General features: G+C 66.7%; 20 protein-coding genes and 1 pseudogene. 7 read left to right on the forward strand and 14 right to left on the reverse strand.

What is annotated here, in order from left to right:
* Nucleotides 1-277: 277 nt before the first annotated feature.
* Genes AC2A1N_RS03980 through mdoH form a run of 4 tightly spaced genes read right to left on the reverse strand, consistent with a single transcriptional unit; the run spans nucleotide 278 to nucleotide 4702 of the window.
* Nucleotides 278-1009 (reverse strand): LytR/AlgR family response regulator transcription factor, encoded by a 732-nt coding sequence (locus AC2A1N_RS03980; protein WP_061478104.1) that lies wholly within the window; start codon nucleotides 1007-1009, stop codon nucleotides 278-280.
* Between the two features lie 10 nt (nucleotides 1010-1019).
* Nucleotides 1020-2063, reverse strand: coding sequence for a sensor histidine kinase (locus AC2A1N_RS03985; RefSeq protein WP_061478105.1), 1044 nt, complete (start codon nucleotides 2061-2063; stop codon nucleotides 1020-1022).
* A 3-nt stretch (nucleotides 2064-2066) separates the two neighbouring features.
* On the reverse strand, nucleotides 2067-2726 hold the full coding sequence (locus AC2A1N_RS03990) for an alpha/beta hydrolase (protein WP_242889997.1): 660 nt from the start codon (nucleotides 2724-2726) through the stop codon (nucleotides 2067-2069).
* A 50-nt stretch (nucleotides 2727-2776) separates the two neighbouring features.
* On the reverse strand, nucleotides 2777-4702 hold the full coding sequence (gene mdoH / locus AC2A1N_RS03995; RefSeq protein WP_005419550.1) for a glucans biosynthesis glucosyltransferase MdoH: 1926 nt from the start codon (nucleotides 4700-4702) through the stop codon (nucleotides 2777-2779).
* Between the two features lie 496 nt (nucleotides 4703-5198).
* Between mdoH and AC2A1N_RS04000 the strand changes: the two genes are divergently transcribed.
* A complete protein-coding gene (locus AC2A1N_RS04000) occupies nucleotides 5199-7232 on the forward strand; it encodes a TonB-dependent receptor domain-containing protein (RefSeq protein ID WP_242889995.1) in 2034 nt (677 codons plus the stop codon).
* Nucleotides 7233-7292: 60 nt separating this feature from the next.
* On the opposite strand, the gene AC2A1N_RS04005 is transcribed toward AC2A1N_RS04000, so the two are convergent.
* Nucleotides 7293-7463, reverse strand: coding sequence for a hypothetical protein (locus AC2A1N_RS04005; RefSeq protein WP_005419553.1), 171 nt, complete (start codon nucleotides 7461-7463; stop codon nucleotides 7293-7295).
* Between the two features lie 214 nt (nucleotides 7464-7677).
* Between AC2A1N_RS04005 and AC2A1N_RS04010 the strand changes: the two genes are divergently transcribed.
* Nucleotides 7678-8064: a DUF2628 domain-containing protein gene (locus tag AC2A1N_RS04010; protein ID WP_014648516.1), complete on the forward strand. Its 387-nt coding sequence runs from the start codon at nucleotides 7678-7680 to the stop codon at nucleotides 8062-8064.
* A gap of 77 nt (nucleotides 8065-8141) precedes the next feature.
* Here AC2A1N_RS04010 and AC2A1N_RS04015 read toward each other — a convergent pair whose 3' ends face one another.
* The 3 genes and pseudogenes from AC2A1N_RS04015 to AC2A1N_RS04025 all read right to left on the reverse strand — a co-directional run.
* A complete protein-coding gene (locus tag AC2A1N_RS04015; RefSeq protein WP_061478109.1) occupies nucleotides 8142-10673 on the reverse strand; it encodes a methyl-accepting chemotaxis protein in 2532 nt (843 codons plus the stop codon).
* A gap of 212 nt (nucleotides 10674-10885) precedes the next feature.
* The gene (locus tag AC2A1N_RS04020; RefSeq protein ID WP_061478110.1) at nucleotides 10886-11779 is read right to left on the reverse strand and encodes an NAD-dependent epimerase/dehydratase family protein; all 894 of its coding nucleotides are present in this window, start codon (nucleotides 11777-11779) and stop codon (nucleotides 10886-10888) included.
* Nucleotides 11780-11877: 98 nt separating this feature from the next.
* Nucleotides 11878-12561, reverse strand: a pseudogene (locus tag AC2A1N_RS04025) (S41 family peptidase); the annotation flags it as partial.
* A gap of 180 nt (nucleotides 12562-12741) precedes the next feature.
* Between AC2A1N_RS04025 and AC2A1N_RS04030 the strand changes: the two are divergent.
* Nucleotides 12742-13044: a KGG domain-containing protein gene (locus tag AC2A1N_RS04030; protein WP_061478111.1), complete on the forward strand. Its 303-nt coding sequence runs from the start codon at nucleotides 12742-12744 to the stop codon at nucleotides 13042-13044.
* A gap of 126 nt (nucleotides 13045-13170) precedes the next feature.
* On the opposite strand, the gene AC2A1N_RS04035 is transcribed toward AC2A1N_RS04030, so the two are convergent.
* The 3 genes from AC2A1N_RS04035 to AC2A1N_RS04045 all read right to left on the reverse strand — a co-directional run bounded on the left by AC2A1N_RS04035 (nucleotide 13171) and on the right by AC2A1N_RS04045 (nucleotide 14142).
* Nucleotides 13171-13521, reverse strand: a complete 351-nt coding sequence (locus tag AC2A1N_RS04035; protein ID WP_242889991.1) for a VOC family protein — start codon at nucleotides 13519-13521, stop codon at nucleotides 13171-13173.
* Between the two features lie 104 nt (nucleotides 13522-13625).
* Complete coding sequence (locus tag AC2A1N_RS04040) at nucleotides 13626-13826, reverse strand: hypothetical protein (RefSeq protein ID WP_134968115.1); 201 nt, start codon at nucleotides 13824-13826, stop codon at nucleotides 13626-13628.
* 91 nt (nucleotides 13827-13917) lie between these two features.
* Entirely contained in the window at nucleotides 13918-14142 is a 225-nt protein-coding gene (locus AC2A1N_RS04045) for a hypothetical protein (protein ID WP_231352307.1), read from the reverse strand.
* Nucleotides 14143-14225: 83 nt separating this feature from the next.
* On the opposite strand from AC2A1N_RS04045, the gene AC2A1N_RS04050 reads away from it, so the two are divergent.
* Complete coding sequence (locus AC2A1N_RS04050) at nucleotides 14226-17576, forward strand: autotransporter domain-containing protein (RefSeq protein ID WP_242889989.1); 3351 nt, start codon at nucleotides 14226-14228, stop codon at nucleotides 17574-17576.
* 134 nt (nucleotides 17577-17710) lie between these two features.
* Here AC2A1N_RS04050 and AC2A1N_RS04055 read toward each other — a convergent pair whose 3' ends face one another.
* Nucleotides 17711-18163, reverse strand: a complete 453-nt coding sequence (locus AC2A1N_RS04055; protein ID WP_005419568.1) for a PA2169 family four-helix-bundle protein — start codon at nucleotides 18161-18163, stop codon at nucleotides 17711-17713.
* Between the two features lie 467 nt (nucleotides 18164-18630).
* Here AC2A1N_RS04055 and AC2A1N_RS04060 point away from each other — a divergent pair, with 467 nt between their 5' ends.
* Nucleotides 18631-19272: a glutathione S-transferase family protein gene (locus AC2A1N_RS04060; RefSeq protein WP_061478116.1), complete on the forward strand. Its 642-nt coding sequence runs from the start codon at nucleotides 18631-18633 to the stop codon at nucleotides 19270-19272.
* Between the two features lie 23 nt (nucleotides 19273-19295).
* Here the strand turns inward: AC2A1N_RS04060 and AC2A1N_RS04065 are convergent, their stop codons facing one another.
* Nucleotides 19296-19703 (reverse strand): hypothetical protein, encoded by a 408-nt coding sequence (locus tag AC2A1N_RS04065; protein ID WP_061478117.1) that lies wholly within the window; start codon nucleotides 19701-19703, stop codon nucleotides 19296-19298.
* A 49-nt stretch (nucleotides 19704-19752) separates the two neighbouring features.
* Nucleotides 19753-20172 (reverse strand): H-NS histone family protein, encoded by a 420-nt coding sequence (locus AC2A1N_RS04070; protein WP_061478118.1) that lies wholly within the window; start codon nucleotides 20170-20172, stop codon nucleotides 19753-19755.
* 118 nt (nucleotides 20173-20290) lie between these two features.
* Here AC2A1N_RS04070 and AC2A1N_RS04075 point away from each other — a divergent pair, with 118 nt between their 5' ends.
* Nucleotides 20291-20689 carry a DoxX family protein gene (locus AC2A1N_RS04075; RefSeq protein ID WP_061478119.1) on the forward strand — a complete coding sequence of 133 codons (399 nt, stop codon included), beginning with the start codon at nucleotides 20291-20293 and terminating at the stop codon, nucleotides 20687-20689.
* Between the two features lie 131 nt (nucleotides 20690-20820).
* Nucleotides 20821-22185, forward strand: coding sequence for a chromate efflux transporter (gene chrA, locus AC2A1N_RS04080; RefSeq protein WP_180871088.1), 1365 nt, complete (start codon nucleotides 20821-20823; stop codon nucleotides 22183-22185).
* The last annotated feature ends 854 nt before the right edge of the window (nucleotides 22186-23039 follow it).

Below are 23039 nucleotides of genomic sequence, written 5' to 3' on the forward strand. Positions count from 1 at the left end.
GGCGCTGGGCTACCACTCGCCTAACAACTACGCCCGGCAGCTCCGGGCTGCCGCCTGAAACGGCTTCATGGCGTCCGTTTTCAGGGGGCCAGATCAGTTGGCGCCATGGATGGCGCCATCGAGCCCCCATGGAAGGGTTTACGGCGTGTCCCGCGCCCCCACCCCGGCCCGACCCAGCACGTAGCAACACCGAGCCATGAAACGCTGTTGCTGTTGCTGTTGCTGTTGCTTCAGACGTTGCTCGCAAGCAGTCGCGGCCGCAGGCCGCGCGGACCACTCACAGATGCCGCAGTTCCTGCTTCAGCGTCGCCACGCACCGGCGGCTGACTTCCAGCGGCTGCTTGCCATGCCGCAATACCGCCTGCACCTGCCCGCCCGAGCCCCGACGCAGCTCCACCAGCTCGTGGCGCGCCACCAGGCAGTTGCGATGGATGCGGATGAAACGACTGGCGAACTCTTCTTCCAGCGACTTCAGCGATTCCTCGATCAGGTCCTCGCCGCGCGCGTGGTGCACCACCACGTACTTCTCCTCGGCCTGCAGGTAGTGGATATCGTCCAGCGGAATCAGGCGCAGGCTGCCGCGCAGGCGTGCGCACAGCACGCTGCGTGCCTGCTGCCCGCTGTGCTCCTGTGGCCGGCCACCGCGGCCGGCCAGGAACGTGCGCGCACGCGCGATCGCCGCCGCCAACCGTTCGGCACGCACTGGCTTCATCAGGTAGTCGATCGCTGCGGCCTCGAACGCCGACAGCGCATGCGCATCGTAGGCGGTGCAGAACACCACCGCTGGCCGGGGTTCGAAGCTGGCCAGGTGGCGGGCCGCTTCCAGGCCATCCAGCCCGGGCATCGCGATATCCAGCAGGACCAGGTCCGGCTGCAGCTCCGCGCACGCGTGCAGGGCCTGCTCACCGTTGCCGGCCTCGGCCACCACGTCCACGCCGTCCTGTGCCGCCAACAGGCTGCGCAGGCGCTCGCGCGCCAGCGGTTCGTCGTCGGCGATGACTACCCTCACGATCGTTCCCTCACTGGATCGGCACTGTCACCTGGCAGGCATAGTAGCCCTCGCTCCAGCCAGCCGTCATCCGCGCGGCGCTGCCGAAGCGCCAGGCCAGCCGATGGCCGATGCTGTGCTGGGCATGGCCGGCGCCGCGTGCCAGCGCCAGCCCCGGCGCCTGCGGATCGGGTGCCGGGTTGCGTACGCGGATCTGCAGCTCATTGCCCTCGCGCGCCAGCTGCAGTTCGATGGTGCCGCCGTCGGGCAGGCGCGAGATGCCATGCAGCACGGCATTTTCCACCAGCGGCTGCAGTACCAGCCTTGGCAAGGGCAGGTCCCATGGCAGCGGCTCGTCGCGCTGCCAACGCACCTGCAGGCGTTCGCCCAGGCGCAGCGATTCGATCGACAGGTAGCGCTCGGCCAGCTCGCATTCGTCGCGCAGGGTGGAATCGCCCTCGCCCGCCCCCAGCGCGGCACGGAACAGATCGGACAGGTCCAGCACCGCGCGCTCGGCGACTGCCGGGTCACGATGCAGCAGGCTGGCGATCAGGTTCATGCTGTTGAACAGGAAATGCGGGCGGATACGCGCCTGCAGCGCGTCGGCCTGCGCGCGCGCGTTGGCCTGGACCTGCGCGGCCCAGCGATCGCTTACGTAGAAGTAGCGCAGCGCCAGCGCGGCGATCAGCGCCGTGGTTGCCGCGCTGCCGAGGGTGAAACGCCAGAAGCTGATGCCACTGGCGAAGTTGTCGCCCAGCACCGCGTACAGCGCGTGCACGATGCCGGCGCAGACCACCGCGATCAGGGTGGCCAGCACGGTCGCCGCAATGGCGCCCATCACCGGCGGCAGCCGCGACAGGGTCGGCCGCAGCAGGCACAGGCTGGCGGTCACCGCCAGCGCCAGCCACAGCGCGAATCCGCTGGCAGACAGCAGTTCGCCGAAGGTCCAGTGACGGCTGCCGTCCGGCGCCAGCGCCAGTACCACCACCACCAGCTCGGCCAGGCCGAGCATCGCCGCCAGCCGTGGCAGGCGGCACAGTTCCGGCATCCACGGCGGTGTGCTGGCCGGCGACATGGCTCAGGCGGCGCCCAGGCGTTCCTGCAGCCAGTCACCCAGTGCCTGGATCTCCTCGGCACAGACCTGGTGGGCCATCGGGTAACTGTGCCACGCCACATCCAGGCCCAGCGTACGCAGTGCCTGCGCGCTGTGCGCGGCGACGGCCTGCGGGATCACCGGGTCGCCACTGCCATGGGCCATGAACACCGGCACCTGCACCGCGCCGTCAACACGCGTGGCGCTGTCGGCTTCGGGCAGATAGGTGGACAGCGCGATCAGGCCGGCCAGTGGCGCGGTACGCGAGAGCGCGGCCGTCAGGATGATCGCCCCACCCTGCGAGAAGCCTGCCAGGAAGATCTTCTCCGGCGCGATGCCGCGCTCGATCTCGCGCGCGATCAGTGCGTCCAGCTGCACCACCGATTCCTGCACGCCGGCCATGTCGGCGCGCGAACGGAAGTCCATGCCCACGATGTCGTACCAGCCGCGCATCGGCACGCCGTTGTTGATCGTGATCGGCCGCACGGGTGCGTGCGGGAACACGAAGCGCAGCGCCGGCCAGTACGGCCGCACCAGTTCCGGCACGATCGGCGCGAAATCATGGCCGTCGGCGCCGAGGCCGTGCAACCAGATCACCGACCACTGCGGCGAGGCGCCGGTTTCCTGTTCCACCGTTTGCAGCATGATGCGGCTCCTTCAAGTTCGAGCCGCATTATGCCGCTGGCGCGGGGCAATCAGTACAGCGGCGGTTGCTCGGCCGCTTCCCGCCGCAGCTGCGCGGCGCGTACCAGCACCGGTGGCGGAATGTTCTCTTCGGGAATATCGAGCAGGCCGAGGCGATGCAGGAAAGCACCGGGGCCGCGCGAGGAGGTCAGCGCCACCACCGGAACGGCCAGAACCATGCCGATCACCACCGGCGCCATCCAGGCCGCCAGCGACGGCGACACCGCCCAGGCCAGCACGCCCATGAAGGCGCCGAACACCCCCAGGCCACCGTAGCCACGGATCAACGCCATCCACGAGATGCCGCCGTCGTCACGCTGCTGCGCGTCCCAGCCGGAATCGCGCCCGGACAACACTTCGGCCACGCCGCGTGACTGCACGTACATCACCACCGGCGCCATCAGCGCGGCGAGCACGGTTTCCACCAGCATCGATACGAAGGCACGGATCGGACCGCCACAACCGCGGCGGTCGACCGGGTCCAGCAGCATTGCCAGGTAGCCAAGCACCTTGGGCAGCAGCAGCACCGCCATGGTGGCGGCGAACAGGCGCACCACCTGCTCTTCATCCTGTGCGCGCCAGTACACGCTGGGCGACAGGTGCAGCAGGGCGTTGAAATCGATGCCTTCCTGGAACAGCGGGATGGCGATGCCGATCAGCATCAGCATGGCCCACATCGGTGCGGTGAAATAGTGGCCGATGCCGATCAGCATGTGCGTGCGGCTGATCCAGTGCAGCCCGCGGCTGCCGACCACCTTGCCGTGCTGCAGGTTGCCCTGGCACCAGCGGCGGTCGCGCACCAGCAGGTCGGTCAGCGTCGGCGGGCCTTCCTCGTAACTGCCACCGAGGTAGGGCACCATGTGCGCGGCCCAGCCGCCACGACGCATCAGCGCCGCTTCGACGAAATCGTGGCTGAGCACGTGGCCGCCGAACGGCTTGCGCCCGGGCAGCGCCGGCAGGCCGGCGTGGTCGGCGAAGGCACGGGTACGGATGATGGCGTTGTGGCCCCAGTAATTGCTCTCGGCACCGTGCCACCAGGCCACGCCGCGGGCGATCACCGGCCCGTACACGCGGCCACCGAACTGCTGCATGCGCGCGAACAGGGTGCGGCCGCCGATCACCGACGGCAGGGTCTGGATCAGTCCGACGTCGGCGTTGTGTTCCATGCCGGCCACCAGGCGCACGATGCTGTCGCCGGTCATCAGGCTGTCGGCATCAAGGATCAGCATCTGCGGATAGGCACCGCCGAAGCGGCGGACCCAGTCGGCGATGTTGCCGGCCTTGCGCCCGCTGTTGTCACCACGTCGACGATAGAACAGGCGCGTCTGCCCCTCCGGGACACGCTCGCGCAGCTCGGCGAACACCTGTTCCTCGGCAGCGGCGATGTCCTCGCGGCGGGTGTCGCTGAGCACGAAGAAGTCGAAGCGGTCGAGCTGGCCGGTGGCCGCCACCGACTCGTAGATCGCCTGCAGGCCCGCCAGCAGGCGGCGCGGGTCTTCGTTGTAGGTCGGCATCAACAGCGCAGTACGGCTGTGCACGGCCGGCAACGGCTTGTCCGGGTCGATGCCGAGCCGATAGCCCCGGTCGAACACAGCGGTCAGGAAGCCGGCCAGGGCGCTGGCAAAGGAGAGCGCGATCCAGGCAAACAGGCCGACGAACAGCACCAGCAGGCAGGCTTCGAGCACGCTGATGCCATTGGCCGACAGCACCCGCCACATCATCCGCGTAGCCACGGCGGTCATGCCGAGCGTGCCACCAAACAGGTACAGCCGGCGCAGGCCGATCAAGCGTGGCGAGGTGCGATGCCGCCGGACCTTCAGCGCGCCTTCGCGCAGGGTCTGTTCGGGCATCGGCAACGGCGATTCAGCGGGCAGCAGCGCCCAGCCGGCATCGAGCCGGGGCGTTCCTGCTTCCGCATGGATGGTCTGCACCCCCATCGTCGCTTACTCCGCGCCGTCGGCACGGCCGGCCATCCCGGCCGGGCTGCATGCACCAAGGTTCCCGGCGCGCTTTCCCGGCGCCCGCACTTGTCCTGGCTGTGTCGGCCTCACGCCGCACAGTCGATGTCTGTCACTACCGGAACCCACACGATCTCCAACGGGGCGGAATCGAAAATGCGGCCCAGTCTAGGGCGCAGAATGTAAGCCGGGTGCGAAGGTCTACACCGGGATTTGTCCCCATTCAGCAAATAGCAGGCGATCACGCCAGGGCATGGCCAGATGTCACTGCATCGCCCCCGGTACTGGATCGTAACAAACGCGAACGGTTATCATTTAATCAACCAGGCAGGTCACCGTCCTCCGCACGGCCGCGACCCACCCAGCTGCGCCGGTCCTGACCGCGCACCCGACGACCCACGGAAGGGGGGGCTGCCTGCTGTCTGCCTGCGCCTGCTGCTTCCACCGGGTCACCCCACCTCCCATGGAAGCCGTCATGTCCCTGTCGTCCCGTTCCCGTTCCGCGCGCCTGCCGCGCACCCGCCTGGCCACCGCCTGCCTGCTGGCCCTGCCCGGCCTGGCCGCCGCAGAGGCCGCCGCCGATGCCTCCACCAAGGACCTGGATACCGTAGTGGTCACGGCTTCAGGCAGCCAGCAGTGGATCAAGGATGCCCCGGCCAGCATCAGCGTGATCAGTCGTGAGGACATCGAGCGCCAGCCGGTACCGGACCTGGCCGCCCTGCTCAGCCGCGTACCGGGCGTGACCGGCGGCCTCAGCGCCGTCGGCGAGCAGTCCAAGATCAAGCTGCGTGGCATGCCGTCCAACTACACGCTGGTGCTGGTGGACGGCAAGCGCATGGGCAGCTCGGCCTCGACCCACTATCGCCCCGACCTCGGTCGCCAGGACCTGAACTGGATCTCGCCGGACCAGATCGAGCGCATCGAAGTGGTGCGCGGGCCGATGTCGTCGCTGTATGGCTCCGATGCGATGGGCGGGGTGATCAACATCATCACCCGGCGCATCGGCGACGAATGGAACGGCAGCGCCACCCACAGCTACACCCGCCCGGCTGACGGCAAGCGCGGCGATACCCAGCAGATCGGCGCCACGTTCTCCGGACCGCTGGGCGAACGCTTCGGCCTGCGCATCGGTGCCAACAGCATGCGCCGCGATTCGGACCGCTCCAACGGCGGTGTCTACGGCAACGCCTATGCCGGCGAGAAGGACCGCAACGTCGATGCGCTGCTGCAGTGGAAGCTGAGCGACGCACAGGAACTGTCGCTGGAAGCCGGGCACGGCGTGCAGCAGGCCTTCATCGATGCGTCGCTGGAAAAGCAGGACGAAGGTGCCTGGGGTGCCAGTGAGCTCAAGCGCAGCTCGCTGGCGCTCAACCACGATGGCAAGTGGCGCTTCGGCAATTCGAAGATCAGTGCGTACTGGACCGAGTACAGGAACGACATCGGTGCTGCCGGCCGTTCCGAAGCGACCGATACGATCATCGAGGGCAGCCTGACCACGCCGTTCACCCTCGGCGTTGAACACCAGTTCGCCGTAGGCGGCCAATGGAAGCGGCAGGAGCTGACCAACACCGACACCATCGGCCGCGCGCCGATCGACTATGCCGGCAACGCGGTCAGCGGCTCCACTCTGGACGTGGACACCTGGGCGCTGTTTGCCGAGGACGAGCTGAAACTGCACCGCACCCTGGCCCTGACCGTGGGCGCGCGCCTGGACCATCACGAGCAGTTCGGCGGCCACGTCAGCCCGCGTGCGTACCTGGTGTGGCACCCGGCCGAACAGTGGACGATCCGCGGTGGCGTCTCCAAGGGCTTCCGTGCGCCCAGCCTGACCGAGAACTCGGCCAGTGCCGCTACCCAGTCCGGGGGCCGCGGCTGCACCTCGCTGATCCCGCTGGGCTACACCCGCGGCGGGTGCTACATGGCCGGCAACCCGGACCTGGATCCGGAGACCAGCACCAACCGCGAGATCGGCATCAGTTTCGACAATGACCTGATCGATGTCGGCGTGACCTATTTCCACACCGACTTCCGGAACAAGATCGAGTACGCACCACTGGGCCGGTTCAACGGCATCTGGTGGACGCGCATGAGCAACGTACAGCGCGCGCGCACCCGAGGCATGGAAGGCAACCTCAACGTCCGCTTCGGCGAGCAGTGGCGCTGGCGCACCTCGGCGACCTGGATGAAGGAAGCCAGGAACCTGACCACCGGCCGCAACCTGATCGATACACCGGAGTTCTCCGGCTATTCGTCGCTGGACTGGGCGCCCAGCACGGTGTTTTCCGGCAGCCTGTCGGCGCAGTACACCGGCAGGCAGACCGGCACCGCCAAGACCTTCCTCAAGGCCTATACGCTGTATGACCTGACCGCGGCATGGAACGTCAACGAAGTGCTGACCCTGCGCGGTGGCGTCAGCAACCTGGCCGACAAGAAGCTGTATGCGGAAGGCTCCACCGACTACTTCGTCGCCGGGCGCAGCTACTTCCTGAGCATGACCGCGCGGTTCTGACCGGCGGCACGCGCCGTGATCGCGCTGGCGACATGCCAGCGCGATCGACGGTGTTGCGGGTTACTCGCTTTCCAGCGCGGCCGGAGCCGCATCCCGCGTGGCGGCCGTGCGCGCACGGTCCATCGCCACCGCCAGTTGCTGGCGTGCGAGCAGTTGTTGTGCCTGCACCACTTCAGGTGTCGGCAGGAGCACCGGTCCCGGTGCGTTTTCCGGTGTAGCAGGTGTGGTCATGCAACCTCCATGGACATCCCGCCGCCGCACGGGTTCAGCCGGGGCGGCAGCGGAACTGCGCACCCTATCCTAAAAACAAGGCGGGTGGGTGACGGCGCGGCGCTTGGCCGCAGGCGCGGGAACAAGGCAGGCGTCACATTCTTGACGCTAGCGCTTGGATCCTGAATAGGACTTGTCCTATCATGAAAACGTTTTCTCACAGGGATGTTTCCCAATGAATACCACCGACCTGTCCCAGTTCAGCCCGAAGTGGCAGTTCCGCTTCAACTTCTTCCGCCAGCACGGCGCCCCCAAGAACCCCGGCTTCAAGCAGGCCTGGAAGGCACTGTCCTTTGGTGACCGCCTGAAGATCAACCTGAACTTCTTCGCGTTGTTCTTCGGCGCCATCTACCTGCTGATTCTCGGCATGTGGCGCAAGGCACTGGTGGTGATCGGCATCAACATCGCGCTGGCCATCGTCAGCATGTTCCTGCCGGATGTCGTCGGGCGCATGCTGTTCATCGCCATGAACCTGCTGGTCGCCTCCAGCACCAACTACAGCTACTACCTGGAAAAGGTGGAAGGACGCGCCAGCTGGAATCCGTTTGAAGGAATGTTCTGAGCCATCAGACCTGCGCGGGATGCGCGGCAAGGATGCATCCGACGCCCGGCAGCCGCCGGGCGTCTTCGTTTCCGGCATCAAGCCGCGCGGCGGGCCATGCCCTCCGGCTCGGCCTGCAGGCGGAAGCGCGACACCGCCACTGCCAACTGCTCGGCCTGCTCCTCCATCGCACGGGCGGCGGCACTGGCTTCCTCCACCAGCGCGGCGTTCTGCTGGGTGGTTTCGTCCATCTGCACCACGGTCTGGTTGACCTGCTCGATTCCGGCCGACTGTTCGCGCGACGCGGCCGAGATCTCGGCCATGATCTCGTTGACCCGGCCGACCTGACCGACGATGTCCTGCATGGTGCGCCCCGCACCGTGCACCAGCTGCGCGCCGGCACCGACCTGGGCCACCGAGGCGTCGATCAGCTCCTTGATCTCCTTGGCAGCACCCGCCGAGCGCTGCGCCAGCGCCCGCACTTCACTGGCCACCACTGCGAAGCCACGGCCCTGTTCACCGGCGCGCGCCGCTTCCACTGCGGCGTTCAGCGCCAGGATGTTGGTCTGGAACGCGATGCCATCGATCACCGAGATGATCTCGGCGATACGCTGCGAAGACGCCTCGATCTGCTCCATCGTGTGCACCACCTGGCTGACCACCTGGCCGCCTTCGCTGGCCACGCCCGCTGCGGAACCGGCCAACGTGTTTGCCTGCAGCGCATGGTCGGCATTCTGGCGCACGGTGGAGGTCAGTTCTTCCATCGACGCGGCGGTTTCTTCCAGGTTGGCGGCCTGCTGTTCGGTGCGGCGCGACAGGTCGCTGTTGCCGGCGGCGATTTCACCGGCGGCCAGGCGGATGCTGGCCGCCGACTGCTGGATCTGGCCGACGATCTGGGTCAGCTGCTGCACGGTGCTGTTGGCATCGTCGCGCATCACCGCAAACACGCCGTGGAAGTCGCCCTGCATGCGCGCACTGAGGTCACCGGCGGCGATCGCGCGCAGCAGCGTCGACAGTGCCGCCAGGTTGTGGTCGCTGACCTGCATCATTGTGTTCAGGGTCTCCACCATGCGGCGGAAATCATGCTCGAAGCGCAGTGCATCACCGCGCACGGCGAAGTCACCGGCGGCGGCGGCGGCGGCCAGTTGCTGGATCTGCTCGTTGATCGCGGCCAGGTTGCGCTTGGTGGTCGCCATTGCGGCAGTGAACACCGCCTTCTCGCCCGGCAGCACTTCCATGTCCACGCTGAGGTCGCCCACGGCATAGCGCTGCATCACTTCAACCAGGCGCTGGGTGACCGCATTGCTGGAGGCCACCAGCTGGTTGCTGTCGGCCACCATGCGGCCGTACTCGCCCGGGAAGGCCGCAGCATCCATGCGATAGCTGAGTTCACCGGCATCGTGCCGGCGCGCCATTTCGGCCTGCGCAGCCATCACCGACTGCAACTGCCCACGCATGCCCTGCATTGCGTCCAGCAGGCGCCCCACTTCGTCGTTGCTGCGCGCCGGCAGCGTGCTGTCCAGCTTGCCGGCGGCGACATCTCCGGCCACGCGTACCGCTTCGGCCAACGGGCGGATTGCCAGGCGGCGCAGCAGCACGTAGACGCCGGCGCTGAGGGTCAGCGCGGCGATCACGCCGACCAGCAGGGTCAGCCACAGCAGCTGGCGTGCCTCAGACACGATCACCGCATGCGGCATCACCACGCCCAGCGCGAAGCGTTGCGGGGCGTCGCCCACGCGCAGCGGCACATACACGCGTACATTGCCGGCCGCGTCGGGGCTGAAGGCCTCGAACGGACGGTCGGCGGCGATGTCGGCCAGCATGCTGCGGGTCAGGGCATCGTTGCGCGGCTTGCCGATCTCGGCGGCATTGGCCGAGGCCAGCACCACGCCCTTGGGCGACAGCAGTTCGACGCGGCCAGCCCCCATCGGCTTCAGCGTTGACAGGTGCTTCTGCAGCGCTGCCAGCGAGAAGTCGACGGTGAACACGCCCAGGAATCTGCCGTTCTCGATGATCGGCGTGCTCAGGGTGCTCATGAGCACCTTCTGGCCGGCGATGTCATAGGCGTAAGGTTCGCTGACCTTCGGCAGCTTGTCGCGGCTGGGCACCATGTACCAGTCACCGGAACCGCTGGCAGTCTCGGTGTAGTCGGTCATCACCGACTGCTGCGGTTTGCCGTCTTGCCAGGCCCAGTAGCTCATGTAGCGGCCGGTGGCATCGTGTGCTTCGGTATTGACGAACTCCGCATCCTTGCCGTCGAAGGCATCGGCCTCCCACATGGTGCTCTTGCCCAGCCATTGAGGATGAGCACGCAGCTGTTCGCCGAGCACCGCCGCCAAGCTGGCGCGGTCGGGTATATCACCACGGGCACGCTGGGCCAGCACGGCCTCGACCATGGCGTCATTGCTGGCGAAAGCGGTGCCCAGATCAGCCGCCACCTGGCGCGCCTCAGCGTTGGCCTCGCTGGTCATGGTCTGGCGCGAGGCGCTGATCAGACTGGCGCTGGCCTGCCGGTAGATCAGGAAGGCGGTCAGGCCGAAGCACAGCAGCGCGATCACGGCGGTGCCCAGCATCAACTTGTGGGCGATGCTGCCCGGGCGTTGGGCAGCGGCAGAGCGGGAAGAAGACATGGGAGGGTCCGCAAGGCAGTTCAGGACGACCGGCACCACGAGGGCACCGCGCAGGCGCGCGATCCGTCGCGCAGGCCACCGGCCGCCGGGGCGCGCCCGGCGCTGGAAGCGCACTGGGTTAGCGGCCGCCCGCCAACGAGGTTGAGGCGGTCGGCCTGCACATTCCTGAATCCGCTCAGAGTCGGCTCAACGCTCCCCCTCTCGCGATGCCCTCACTCGGCCACGCGGTCCTTGATCCACTGTGCCCGCGGCAGTACCTCGATGCTGCCGACGGCATACTGCTGAAGCACGTCGTCCGGCCCGAAGCACGGTTGCCAGCCCAGCTCGCCGCGCAGGCGGGCACTGTCGTAGACACGGTCGATGCTCAATGGCAGCGGCCAGCCACGGCGTTCGAATTCGGCCAGCAGCTGCGGCGCGCGACGGGCCAGCACGCTGCGCGGGTGGGTGGCCAGCTCCAGGCAGTCCTCGCGCCGGAACGGCGTCGGGGCACAGGCGAGGTAGCGCGCGAACCGGGCGCCTTCGTCGAGCAGCAGTGCAGCATGTGCGCTGGCCACATCGCGGGCGTCGATACCGCGATGCAGGCGGAACATCGCCATCCGTTCGGGCGGTTCCGGAAAACACCGGCCCATGCGCAGCACGCGAACGCTGAAGCCCGGCGTGGCGGCGGCTTCGGCCAGGGTCTCTGCCTGCAGCTTGGTACGGTGGTAGATCGTGCGCGGCAGCGGCTCGGTGTCTTCGTCGATCCAACGGCAGCCACCGGCCACCACGGCATGGCCATACAACGCAGTGGTGCTGGTCAGCACGAAGCGCCGTGCACCGGCTTCGCGTGCCGCCTGCAGCAGGTGTGCGGTGGCCTCCACGTTGATCTGCTGGAACACCGCATCCGGCACCAGGCCGACATGTGGGGCATGCAGGGCCGCGGTATGGATGACTGCATCCACGCCCTGCACCGCGCGCGCGACGGCCTGCCGATCGCTGACATCGGCAATGATGCGCGTGGTGGCAAACGGACTGCGGTCCAGCCCCACCACTTCGTGGGCAGCCGCCAACGCACCGAAGATCGCGCGCCCGATGCGGCCGGAACTGCCGGTCAACAGAATCTTCATTGAGTCCATTCACTCGAAGCGCCCGGGAACTACCGGGATGCTTCGATTCTAGGCATGCAATCGCGCATCCGCGATAGGACAGCCATGCAATCGTGCGTTCATCTTGACGACTTCGCAGGCGCCAGCAGTTGCCGCGCGATGAACAGCGGATCGTCGCCGCCGGCCACATCAGGCCTCACGCCAGTACGTTCCCAGTTTCCACCGGTGCGCAGATTGATGGGTTGCCGGTCGGGAATACTGATCTGATAGCCATCGGGCAGCAGCACAGGATCACCAAACATATGCGCGGCACCGCCACTGCGCGTGCCGACAATCCGCGCGCGGCCCAGTGCCTGCAGCGAATAGGCGACGAATTCGGCCGCCGAAGCGGTGCGGCGGTCGATCAGCACCACCAGCGGTTTCAGGTACGCAGGCAGGCTGGCAGGCGGCAGCGGTACCGGCGTGCGCCGGCCGCGCTGGTCCAGCTGCTGCACCGCGTCGATCTTCGCGTCCAGCAGCGTGCGTACCAGCAGGTCGGCACTCGCATCGTCGCCGCCCCCGTTCTGGCGCAGATCCAGCACCAGGCCATCGGTGTCGGCCAGCAGGGTGAAGGCGGCGGCCAGCTTCGGCCGGGCCAGATCGAGCGGGTAGAAGGTGCTCAGGCGCAGGTAGCGGATGTTGCCCTCCATCACCCGCACCTCGCGCACGCCGGCACCATTGCTGCGGGCATCGGCGCGCCAGGCCATCAACCAATCGTCCTGGCCGGCCGCTGCGTCCACGCGTTCAACGTGGACGAACCCATCACGCCGGCCTGGGTAAAGGGTGCAGTTCGTCCTAGCCACGCAGGGCGATGCGCGCAGCGGCGTACCTGCGCCGTGAAAAGCAGTACGGTGCGGCGTGAAGGCAGCCGCACTGGTGCGGACACTCCGTTAGCCGGGCACCGGCAAGGATGAGCTTCCCTTCCATGCAACGGGAGCCTTCCCATGGCCGACCAGCACCACGGCACTTCCCATCGTGGCTTCGCCTCGATGGACCAGGACAAGCAGCGCGCGATCGCCGCAAAGGGAGGACGCGCCGCGCATGCGTCCGGCAATGCACATGAGTTCAGCCCGGCCGAGGCACGCGTGGCCGGCCGCAAGGGCGGCGAGGCGATCAGCCGCAACCGCCAGCACATGGCAGCGATCGGCCGCGAAGGCGGGCACGCTCGCCACGCCAATGCACGGCAGCAGCGGCAAGCGGCCGAAGAGACGCCAACGGGGGACGGTCCACAACGCCAGCAGGGCTGACCGCGGCGCGTTCAGGCGCGCCTGTGCTGCCGGAGCAGCCCGGATGCCGCGAGCAGGGCCAGCACGCCGGTGGACGGTCATCGTCCCGCGCGCACCGCCAAGCGTGCCTGAGGCACCATCCACCGCTCAGGCGTGGGCGAGGATGTTCAACAGCCGACCGAACGGATCGCGGACGAAGAAGCGCCGAACGCCCCAGGGTTCGTCGGCCGGGCCATATTCCAGCGCGATGCCGGCCGCGCGCATGCGCTGGAGCACGTCCTGCAGATTGTCCACTTCGATCGACAGGTCCGGCACCGGCGTGCCCGAACCCCCTTCACTGGCGAAGCTGACCTGCGCCAGCGCACTGCCCTGCCCGCCGTGGGTGACGATCCAACCATGGTTCATCACCACCGGCATGCCGAGCAGCTCGCCATAGAACGCAGCGGCGCGTGAGGGATCGGGCGTGGCGATGTTGGCGACGACACGCTTGACGGCCATGTTCCACTCCACCAGGAAGAATGTGTCGAGACTGCCCGACCTTGCGCACGAACAGAAGAGCCCCGTCACGGACGGGGCCCGTCTTCAGCCGAGCATGGCTGGGCTTACACCGCGCCGCAGCGCTCCATGACACATCGATCGTATTCGTACTGGCATTCCATGGCATCACCACCACCGGACACACATGCCTGGTAACCCTTCCAGCAGGGTAGATCGCAGGGCTGGACCGGTCCGGCCACGGCCACCGAGCCGCTGCAGGCCAACGCGAACACAACACCGGCGATCACTTTCCCGAAAGTACGCATCGACATCGCTCCTTGATAAGCCTGGTGATCCCAGGCCGGGCCACCTTAGCGCTGCACACGGGACGCTGGGTGAAGGCCGATGCCGCTCGACTCAGCGGTGCAGCAACCCCAGCACACGCAGCTGCCCGGCCAGCTCATCAATGTTGCGCCACGGCAGGATCGGCGAATTGCCGCGCTCGTCCGGCGGGTTGTCCGGCAGCGCATCGGACCCGCCACCGGCCCCGGCAAGACGGCTCCAGCACCTCGAAAGAGAGTCACGGTGCGCTGCCCGGCGGAGCCGCCGCAGATGCCCGTCACAGAAAATTAACGCGTTCATAAAATTGTCTTCACATCACTGGGGGATGTCGCCTTGCCTTGCCGTTAACGGCCTTGTTGTCCGTCAACCAAGGAAGTTGTCCGATGAATCACCCGCTGTACGGCCGTTCGTCCCGCTCCCTGTCGCACCGCCCGCTGGCGCTTGCCGTCGCCAGCTCGCTGCTGCTGGCCACCACACTGCCAGCCATGGCCAGCGAATCACTCGAGGCCTGGCAGCAGCAGCGCCAGATGCAGGCTGCATGGGCGCAGCCTGCTGCCAACGCTGCACCCGCAGCGACGGCCGCTGCACCTGCCGCCAGCAGCACCGCCGTTCTTGGCAACCCGGGCGATCCGGCCAGCTGGCGCAGCGATGAATTCAACGCCGATTGGGGCCTGGCTGCGATGGGCGCGGACTACGCCTATGCACGCGGCCTGACCGGCAAGGGCGTACGCCTGGCGCTGTTCGATTCGGGCTCCGCGCTGGCGCATCCGGAGTTTGCAGGACGCAATACCTCCAGCATCACCATCGGTGCCGACTGCGCGACGCCGGGTGTGGTCGCGGGGACCGGTGCCTGCGGGCAGACCCGCGGCGAACAGCCCGGCTACAACTACTACGGCCTCGGTGCCGGCGTTCCGGCCGCACTCGCGGCACGCCTGATCGCGGCCGGCCAGCCCTATGGCTTCAGCTACGCCGACCACGGAACGCATGTGCTTGGCACCATCGGCGCCAACCGCAATGGCACCGGCATGCATGGCGTGGCCTTTGGTGCGGATCTCACCGCCGCCCGCGTGTTCGGCGACACCTACTATGAGTGGCGCCTGGATCCGGACAACTACTATCGCCCGCGCGCGGTGTACCGCACCGATCCGGATGACGCCGCCACGCTGGATATGTATGCACAGATCCAGGCGCAGGGCGTGCGTGCCATCAACCACAGCTGGGGCATCTCCACGCGCAACATGACCGCCGCCGCGCTGGACCAGCAGTACGCCAACATCGGTGCCGACTACGGCGTGTACGGCAGCATCTACGCCAGCAATGGCGATACCCCGGGCTCCACCCTCATCCAGGTGTGGTCGGCTGGCAACGGCAGCGGCGCCGTCGCCGGAATCACGGCCGCCATGCCGCGCTGGAAGCCCGAACTGGAACCGTACTGGCTGGCCGTGGCCAACGTCCGCCGACCCAACGCCGCTGCGGGCGAAACCGACTATGTGATCGATGGCAGTTCCAGCATCTGCGGCGTTGCCGCCAACTGGTGCATCTCGGCACCCGGCACCGACATCGTCAGCACCATCGTGTCCGGCGATATCCAGGGCCGCGTCGAGAACACCTCCGCCTATGTGCGGCTGATCATCGACAGCGAGAACACCCAGTACGTCTATGGCACCAAGACCGGCACGTCGATGGCGGCGCCGCACATCACCGGCGCGCTCGGCCTGCTGATGGAGCGCTTCCCCTATCTGGACAACGCGCAGGTGCGCGACGTGCTGCTGACCACCGCACGCGACCTGGGTGCAGCAGGCATCGATCCGATCTACGGCTGGGGCATGGTGGACCTGAAGAAGGCCATCGAGGGCTACGGCTCGCTGCGCGTGGACACCAACGTGGTGATGAACCAGAAGGCCGGCGGCCTGAAAGTCTGGGAAGGCGATGCCTGGGACAACTGGACCAACGACATCGGTGGCCCTGGCAAGCTGACCAAATCCGGTATCGGCTGGCTGCGCCTGAGCGGCAACAACAGCTTCAACGGCGCGGTACTGCAGGACGGTACGCTGGAATTGAACGGCGCCAACACGCTTGCCTCGGCGGTCGAAGTACAGGGCGGCCAGTTGCTGCTCAACGGCAGCCTGGTCTCCACCGCACTGACCACTACCGGTGGCGTGAGCACGGTCAGCGCCAGCGGCGTGTTGAACAACAGCAACCTGGTGATCAACGGCGGCGTGGTGTCCTTCAACGGCACGCAGACCGGCGGCACCACCACGGTCGGCGCCAACGGCCTGCTGAAGGGCGTCGGCACGCTCGGCCATACCCGCGTGGACGGCATCATCGCGCCGGGCAACTCGATCGGCACGCTGACCATCAACGGCAACTACGTGCAGGGTGCCACCGGCGTCTATGCCGCCGAGCTGGCCCCGGGTGGCCGCAGTGACCAGTTGCACGTGACCGGCACCGCCACCCTTGGCGGCACGCTGGTCGCGCTGCCGGAGCCGGGTGTGTACTACCTCGGCGAGCAGTTCAACTTCCTGCGTGCCGACGGAGGCATCAACGGCCAGTTCGCCAAGACCGACTTCAGCGCGTTCTCCCCGTTCCTGCAGTTCAGCCTGGCCTACGGCACCAACGGCACGCGCATCGACGTCGCCCGTGGCGCTTCACTGACCACGGCTGCCAACACGCCCAACCAGCGTGCCGTGGCAGCCGCCGCCGACCTGCTGCCGATCGCCCAGGGCCTGCCCAAACCACTGACCCAGCTGTTCCCGCAGCAGGTTGGAGGCGTGCTCGATGGCCTCAGCGGCGAGCTGCATCCGGCCACGGCCATCGCCCTGGTCGAGGGCAGCCGCTACGTGCGCGATGCCGCGTTGTCACGCCGTGTCGGCGCCGCCGCGCCCGGTAGCGACGTGGGTGACGCGACGGGTGCATGGGTGCAGGCCATCGGTGGCAATAGCAAGCTGGACGGTGACGTCAACACTGCCCGCACCGAAGCCAACAGCAACGGCCTGCTGGTCGGCATCGACCGCGAGTTCTCCGGCTGGCAGGTCGGCGTGCTGGCCGGTACGGGCCGCACCGACGTGAAGCAGCAGGAGCGTCGCGCCAAGTCGAAGATCGACAACACGCACTTCGGTGCCTACGCCAGCCACAACTGGGGCGGTTTCGGCCTGCGCGGTGGTGTGGCGTGGAGCAGGCACGAGGTGAAGAGCACGCGTGATGTCGCCTTCGCAGGCTTCAGCGACAGCCTGAGCGCGCGCTACGACGCCCGTACCCGCCAGGCCTTCATCGAAGCCGGCTACCGCTTCGGTGGCCCGGAAGCCGGGCTGGAGCCCTACCTGCAGGTCGCACGCGTGGAAGTGGACCTCAAGCGCGTCAACGAACGCGGCGGAGCAGCGGCACTGCAGGGCAAGGTGGACGATACCGGAACCACGATCGCCACTGCCGGCCTGCGCTTCGACAAGGGACTGAAGGCTTCGTTCCAGCAGGAGAGCTGGCTGCACCTGCGCGGTGGCGTCGGCTATCGCCGCGCTTCCGGTGATCGCAGCCAGGTCGCCAACCTGGCCTTCGCCAACGGAAGCACGACGTTTGCGGTCAACGGCGCGCCGATCGCCGACAACGCGGTGGTGGCCGAACTGGGTCTGTCGGCCTGGCTGACCGAGCGCCAGCAGCTGGAACTGGGCTACAGCGGCCAGTACGGCAGTGAAAGCCGCGACCACAGTGCGAATGTGCGCTGGTCGGTGCGGTTCTGATTCCGAAAATGTGCGCTTGAAGCATCGGGGCGGCCTGATGGCCGCCCCCTTCTAGCAGCACACCGGCAAGGGTGGCCGGGGCAGCGGTGCCGCCCCGGCCGCGGCGACCCTGGGGAGTGGGACGCCGCTGATCGTCAGGCCGCCTTCATCGCATGCTTGCGCGCGCGCATCACGTTGTGGCACTCCTGCACTTCCGGCAACAGCTGGGTGACTTCCTGGCGTACCGCCGGCGGCAGCTCGTTGTCCTTCAGCACGTCCTTGAACGCGCCCAGCAGGCGGTCCTCCGATTCTTCCAGCTCGGCCACATAGCCATAGTTGGTGTCACCGAAGGCTGCACGCACCTTCCCGTAGAACTGCTGCATCGAACCCACCACGGTGCCATGCTCGGCCGGCTTGCCGCCGCTGGCAGCCACCGAACCACTCAGCGCCGCGACGATGCGGCCCTTGACGCCGGCGATGCGGGTGAACAGGGCCGACAGCTCGGCATCCTTCACCTTGGTCGCCGCTTCTTCATAGAACGACTTGCCGTCACGGGCGATCTCGATCAGGTCGTTGAGACGATGTTCGATGGTGGACTGGGTGCTCATGGCGTTGCTCCTGTATCGTCGTTTCGGGGGAGAAAAGCAGCCTCGACCGCGCTGCCTGTGGATCCACTCTGGACACACTCGTGTGGTTCGCAGGTGAGCAACGATTGATACGTACATCATTTCACCCAACCCGCACTGACTTTTTCACGCGGCGGTGGCGCGTGGATCACATCGAGCGATCCTGGGCAGGGTCACCAAGGAACAAAGAGGATGATCAGCACGATCACCAGGACCGCAACGAGTGCTCCCATCAGCACGTTTCTCTGGCGCCAACTGGGCTTCGGTTTTCCGGGGGTATTCATGCCTGTTACCTGTCTCTGCGGATGACCCCGGCAGACTGATGTATCCAGGACAGTGCGTGCGTGCAGAACACGTGCAGGCAACGTGCAGGGCACCGCCCGCATGTCGATTTACGGCGCACTCGCTCGTCAGAGCATCAAAGCCATCCTTGACCGCGGACTGCCCCCATGCCTCCCATCCTCACCGCCTTCGCCACCTCCCCCGACCGCGGCCAGGGCCTGGCCCGTGACATGCGCGTGCGCTGGGCACTGGAGGAACTGGCCGTAGCCTATGACGTACAACTGCTCACCTTCACCGAAATGAAGCAGCCCGCGCACCTGGCACGGAATCCGTTCGGGCAGATTCCCACCTGGCAGGAGGGCGACCGGACCCTGTTCGAATCCGGCGCCATCGTCTTGCACCTGGCCGAACAGCACCCCGGCCTGCTGCCGCGCGATCCGGACGCCCGCATGCGCGCGCTCATGTGGGTGTTCGCTGCGCTGAACACGGTGGAACCACCCATCGTTGAGCGCTCCATGGCCTGGGTGCTGGAGCGCGAGCAGCCGTGGTACGCGCAACGGCTGCCGATGCTGGATGAGCGGGTTCGGGCGCGACTGGCGCAACTGTCGACATGGCTGGCCAAGGCGCTGTGGCTGGACGGCGAGTTCAGCGTGGGCGACCTTATGATGGTCTCGGTGCTGCTGCGCCTGAAGAGCAGCGGGCTGCTCGACGAGTATCCGACGGTGGCCGCCTATGTGGCCCGCGCGACGCAGCGGCCCGCCTACCAGCGCGCCTTCGCCGCGCAGCTGGCGGTATTCCAGAACGGGTAGTTCCACGCCATGCGTGGAAACACTCAGCGCAAGCTGCGCCGGCAGGCGGCCTGCACCAGCATCAGCTGCGCCACCAGGATCAGCATCGCGCAGCCCGACAACAGCCAAGGGTCGATGTACCACTGCTCATTGAAACTGAAGTCGCCTGCGGAAATGCGTTTCCAACCGTTGAAGTGCTGCATCGCTGCGACCACGAAGGCGAAGCCACCCGCTGTGTACGACAACCAGGGCACGATGAGGCTCCCCGGGCGCGCGAACAGCGTCAGCAGGCCGAGCACGCCGATGACCGTGCGCTGCACGCGGCAGTACGGGCAGACATAGGCCATCCCGCTCCATTCCACCGCCCAGGCCAACAGGCTGACCAGCACGGCCGCGCCTGCGGCGGCGTGCAGGACTTTCGGCGTGATCGTCATGCCACTCGCGTGTGCCATCCCGTGTTCCTTGGTTGAAAGACCCGGGCAGGGTAGCAGTGCTGCAGCCTCATCCCTTCTTGATGACGGTCCGCTTGCCGATGGTGCTGGTCCTGCCAGCGGTCGGCCTGGCCAAGCCAGGAATCAGGAAATCGGTGACCTTGTGGCCCATCGACACCTTGGACGCCAACCAGCGCGGCATGCGCCCGCGACCGGTCCAGGTCAGGCGCTTGTATTCCGGGTCGCGATACTTGGGCGCGACTTTGCCGGATTTACGGCGGGCGGGTTTGCGGGCGGGCGCAGGTGTTTCCGAGGCTTGGCCGCCGAAGAGTTCTTCGAGGGTGTAGCCGGCTTCGGCGGCGGCGGCCTTCAGCATCCGCCGCACCGCACTGGCCGGACGGCGGCTGGAAATCAGCTGTTTCCGCTGTTCAGCGGCAACCACCAGGGCACCCAGCTCGCGAAGGCTGAGCGATTCAATATCGATCGTCATGCGGGAAAGGTCTACTGCAGCGCGGCAGCTGTCAAGGCGCCTTGCCCGGCGCGTAGACACGGGCTTCACCGCCGGTGGGCTCCGATCGCCTGCGTCGGCCATCTCCGAGGACCTCGACGTGAGCACTTCATCGCATTCGCTCGCCTACCTGCTTGCACGCATCCTGCTGATGGCCCTGTTCCTGGTCTCCGGGCTGGGCAAGCTCGGCGATCTCAGCGGTACCCAGGGCTACATGGAGGCGATGGGAGTACCCGGCATCCTGCTCTGGCCGACCATCGCCTTCGAAATCGGCAGCGGCCTGTGCATCCTGCTCGGCTTCCAGACCCGGCTGGTGGCGGTCGTGCTCGCAGGCTTCAGCCTGGTCACCGCTTTCATCTTCCACCACAACTTCGCCGATCAGACCCAGCAGATCATGTTCCTGAAGAACCTGGGCCTGGCCGGTGGCTTCCTGCTGCTGGCCTGCACCGGAGCCGGGCGCTACAGCATCGATGGGCGTGGGCGGCGCACGCAGCTGTAACGCCAGACCAGGGCAGCGAGAGTACCCTCGCCGGATGCGGGAGGCACTGGACCAGGACGATCAACGGCTGACCGCGACTTCCGTCATTGCTGACGGCTGGCTGGCCAACCTCGTCAGGGAATCGTCTCAACGTGAAGCACACAGTGCAGGACACGCAGGATCCGCTGCAGCCACCGCGATCGGTCAGCTTCCGGGAGGCCGTTGCCTTCTGGCTGAAGCTCGGCTTCATCAGTTTTGGCGGTCCCGCCGGTCAGATTTCGATCATGCACCAGGAGCTGGTCGAGCGTCGGCGCTGGATTTCCGAACGGCGCTTCCTGCATGCACTGAACTACTGCATGTTGTTGCCCGGGCCGGAAGCCCAGCAACTCGCCACTTACATTGGCTGGCTGATGCACCGTACCTGGGGCGGGGTGGTTGCCGGGATGCTGTTCGTGCTGCCCTCGCTGCTCATCCTGATCGGGCTGTCATGGCTCTATGTGACGTTCGGTGAAATGCCCGTGGTGGCCGGGTTGTTCTACGGGATCAAGCCGGCCGTCACGGCCATCGTGGTGCATGCCGCCTATCGCATCGGCACGCGCGTGCTGAAGAATGCTTGGTTGCAGGTGATCGCCGCTGCCTCGTTTCTGGCCATTTTCGCCTTCGGTCTGCCCTTCCCGCTGATCGTACTGGGTGCTGCGCTGATCGGTTATTGCGGCGGACGATTCGCCCCACGGATGTTCGGCGCCGATGGTGACCAACGTGCCCCGCGGCAGACGTTCGGACCTGCGCTGATCGACGACGATACCCCTGCGCCGGCGCATGCGCGCTTTCGCTGGCGGCGCCTGATCGTGCTGGCGGCCACAGGCGCGGCGCTATGGGCGTTGCCCATGGGCGTGTTGACCGCGCTGTTTGGTTGGGAAGGCACGTTGACCCAGATGGGCTGGTTCTTCACCAAGGCCGCACTGCTGACCTTTGGCGGCGCCTATGCGGTGCTGCCCTATGTCTACCAGGGCGCGGTGGTCCACTACGGCTGGGTGACACCCACGCAGATGATTGACGGCCTGGCCTTGGGCGAGACCACGCCGGGGCCGCTGATCATGGTGGTGGCCTTTGTCGGCTTCGTCGGTGGGCATGCCGCTGATGCAGTGGGTACTGGTCAGGCATTCCTGGCTGGCGCGGTGGCTGCCAGCGTGGTCACCTGGTTCACCTTCCTGCCCTCTTTCCTGCTCATTCTCGCGGGTGGCCCGCTGGTGGAATCGACGCACAACGAACTGAAGTTCACCGCGCCGTTGACGGCCATCACCGCCGCCGTGGTCGGCGTGATCCTCAACCTGGCCCTGTTTTTTGGCTACCACGTGTTCTGGCCGCAGGGGTTTGTCGGCCCGTTCGATTGGCCATCGGCGCTGCTCACGCTGTTCGCCGTCGTGGCCCTGTTCCGTTTCAAACGGGGTGTCATCCAGGTATTAGCCTGCTGCGCGCTGCTGGGTTTGGCTGTGTACCTGATGCGGAACTGGTGAGTGAGCGTGCGCGTGGAGCACCATGGGCCGCACAGGGGCGTAGGCCACTGGCGCACAGCCCGGCGAACGTCCGGTGGAGGCGACGTGACTGTCCCTGAAATCCCGTTCGCCGATCTCCTGGGTTCCGGCACGGCCCGTACTGCGGCGGGGTGGTCGGGACACGCTGGCGAAGATCTAAATGGATACCTCTGAACCCGACATTTCCCTGCAGGACGAGATCAAAGCTCTCCGCCAGCGGTTGGCGGTCCTTCGTTTCATATTTCAGGCAAGGAGTGGCTCACTGTTGACGAGGCCGCGCACTATTGCGGCTGTCGTCCGGCCAGTTCCGGAAGAACGCTCCTGATCTCGGCCTTGTCCCTAGGAACTTCATGGGCAAGCAGCTCTATGAGAAGAGTGAACTGTATAGGGCTATTCACAATGCCAGCCACTGGGCCATGCGTGGGCGTGTTGGCTCCAACACTCCATCTGTTGCACCGAGGTCTGCGCGGGTGGAAGAGGCTCTTGCCCGCTTGAGCCGCTGTGACCAACGAAGGGGAAGCGCTGATGGATCAGGCTAACAAGCTGATGACGCTCGCTCAGGCGGCGGAGCTTTGTGCATGCCACCGGGTTGCGCTGGCTCGACGAAAAGACACTGCAGATAATTCCAAGTGCCTGATTCGATGGTGGGCCCACCAGGATTCGAACCTGGAACCAAGGGATTATGAGGCCTCTATAGGGCTTCCACGCGCTTCCACAGGCGTCCCAGCTTTATGCTAAGTCGTTGATTTTCTCAGGCTGTGCGACCACCTGCGCCCATCATCGTCCACCTCTTTCCACGGACAAACGGTCACCGAGCGGTCACCAATGGGCGCATC

This window comes from Stenotrophomonas maltophilia group sp. SKK55, from assembly GCF_057179845.1.

Coding starts and splice junctions, on each gene's coding strand:
- AC2A1N_RS04000 (WP_242889995.1), top strand. CDS start 5,199: ATGTCCCTGTCGTCCCGTTCCCGTTCCGCGCGCCTGCCGCGCACCCGC.
- mdoH (WP_005419550.1), bottom strand. CDS start 4,702: ATGGGGGTGCAGACCATCCATGCGGAAGCAGGAACGCCCCGGCTCGAT.
- AC2A1N_RS04005 (WP_005419553.1), bottom strand. CDS start 7,463: ATGACCACACCTGCTACACCGGAAAACGCACCGGGACCGGTGCTCCTG.
- AC2A1N_RS04040 (WP_134968115.1), bottom strand. CDS start 13,826: ATGCGTACTTTCGGGAAAGTGATCGCCGGTGTTGTGTTCGCGTTGGCC.
- AC2A1N_RS04045 (WP_231352307.1), bottom strand. CDS start 14,142: ATGAACGCGTTAATTTTCTGTGACGGGCATCTGCGGCGGCTCCGCCGG.
- AC2A1N_RS04060 (WP_061478116.1), top strand. CDS start 18,631: ATGCCTCCCATCCTCACCGCCTTCGCCACCTCCCCCGACCGCGGCCAG.
- AC2A1N_RS04010 (WP_014648516.1), top strand. CDS start 7,678: ATGAATACCACCGACCTGTCCCAGTTCAGCCCGAAGTGGCAGTTCCGC.
- AC2A1N_RS04020 (WP_061478110.1), bottom strand. CDS start 11,779: ATGAAGATTCTGTTGACCGGCAGTTCCGGCCGCATCGGGCGCGCGATC.
- AC2A1N_RS04015 (WP_061478109.1), bottom strand. CDS start 10,673: ATGTCTTCTTCCCGCTCTGCCGCTGCCCAACGCCCGGGCAGCATCGCC.
- AC2A1N_RS03985 (WP_061478105.1), bottom strand. CDS start 2,063: ATGTCGCCGGCCAGCACACCGCCGTGGATGCCGGAACTGTGCCGCCTG.
- AC2A1N_RS04065 (WP_061478117.1), bottom strand. CDS start 19,703: ATGGCACACGCGAGTGGCATGACGATCACGCCGAAAGTCCTGCACGCC.
- AC2A1N_RS04055 (WP_005419568.1), bottom strand. CDS start 18,163: ATGAGCACCCAGTCCACCATCGAACATCGTCTCAACGACCTGATCGAG.
- AC2A1N_RS03990 (WP_242889997.1), bottom strand. CDS start 2,726: ATGCTGCAAACGGTGGAACAGGAAACCGGCGCCTCGCCGCAGTGGTCG.
- AC2A1N_RS04050 (WP_242889989.1), top strand. CDS start 14,226: ATGAATCACCCGCTGTACGGCCGTTCGTCCCGCTCCCTGTCGCACCGC.
- AC2A1N_RS04030 (WP_061478111.1), top strand. CDS start 12,742: ATGGCCGACCAGCACCACGGCACTTCCCATCGTGGCTTCGCCTCGATG.
- AC2A1N_RS04070 (WP_061478118.1), bottom strand. CDS start 20,172: ATGACGATCGATATTGAATCGCTCAGCCTTCGCGAGCTGGGTGCCCTG.
- AC2A1N_RS04035 (WP_242889991.1), bottom strand. CDS start 13,521: ATGGCCGTCAAGCGTGTCGTCGCCAACATCGCCACGCCCGATCCCTCA.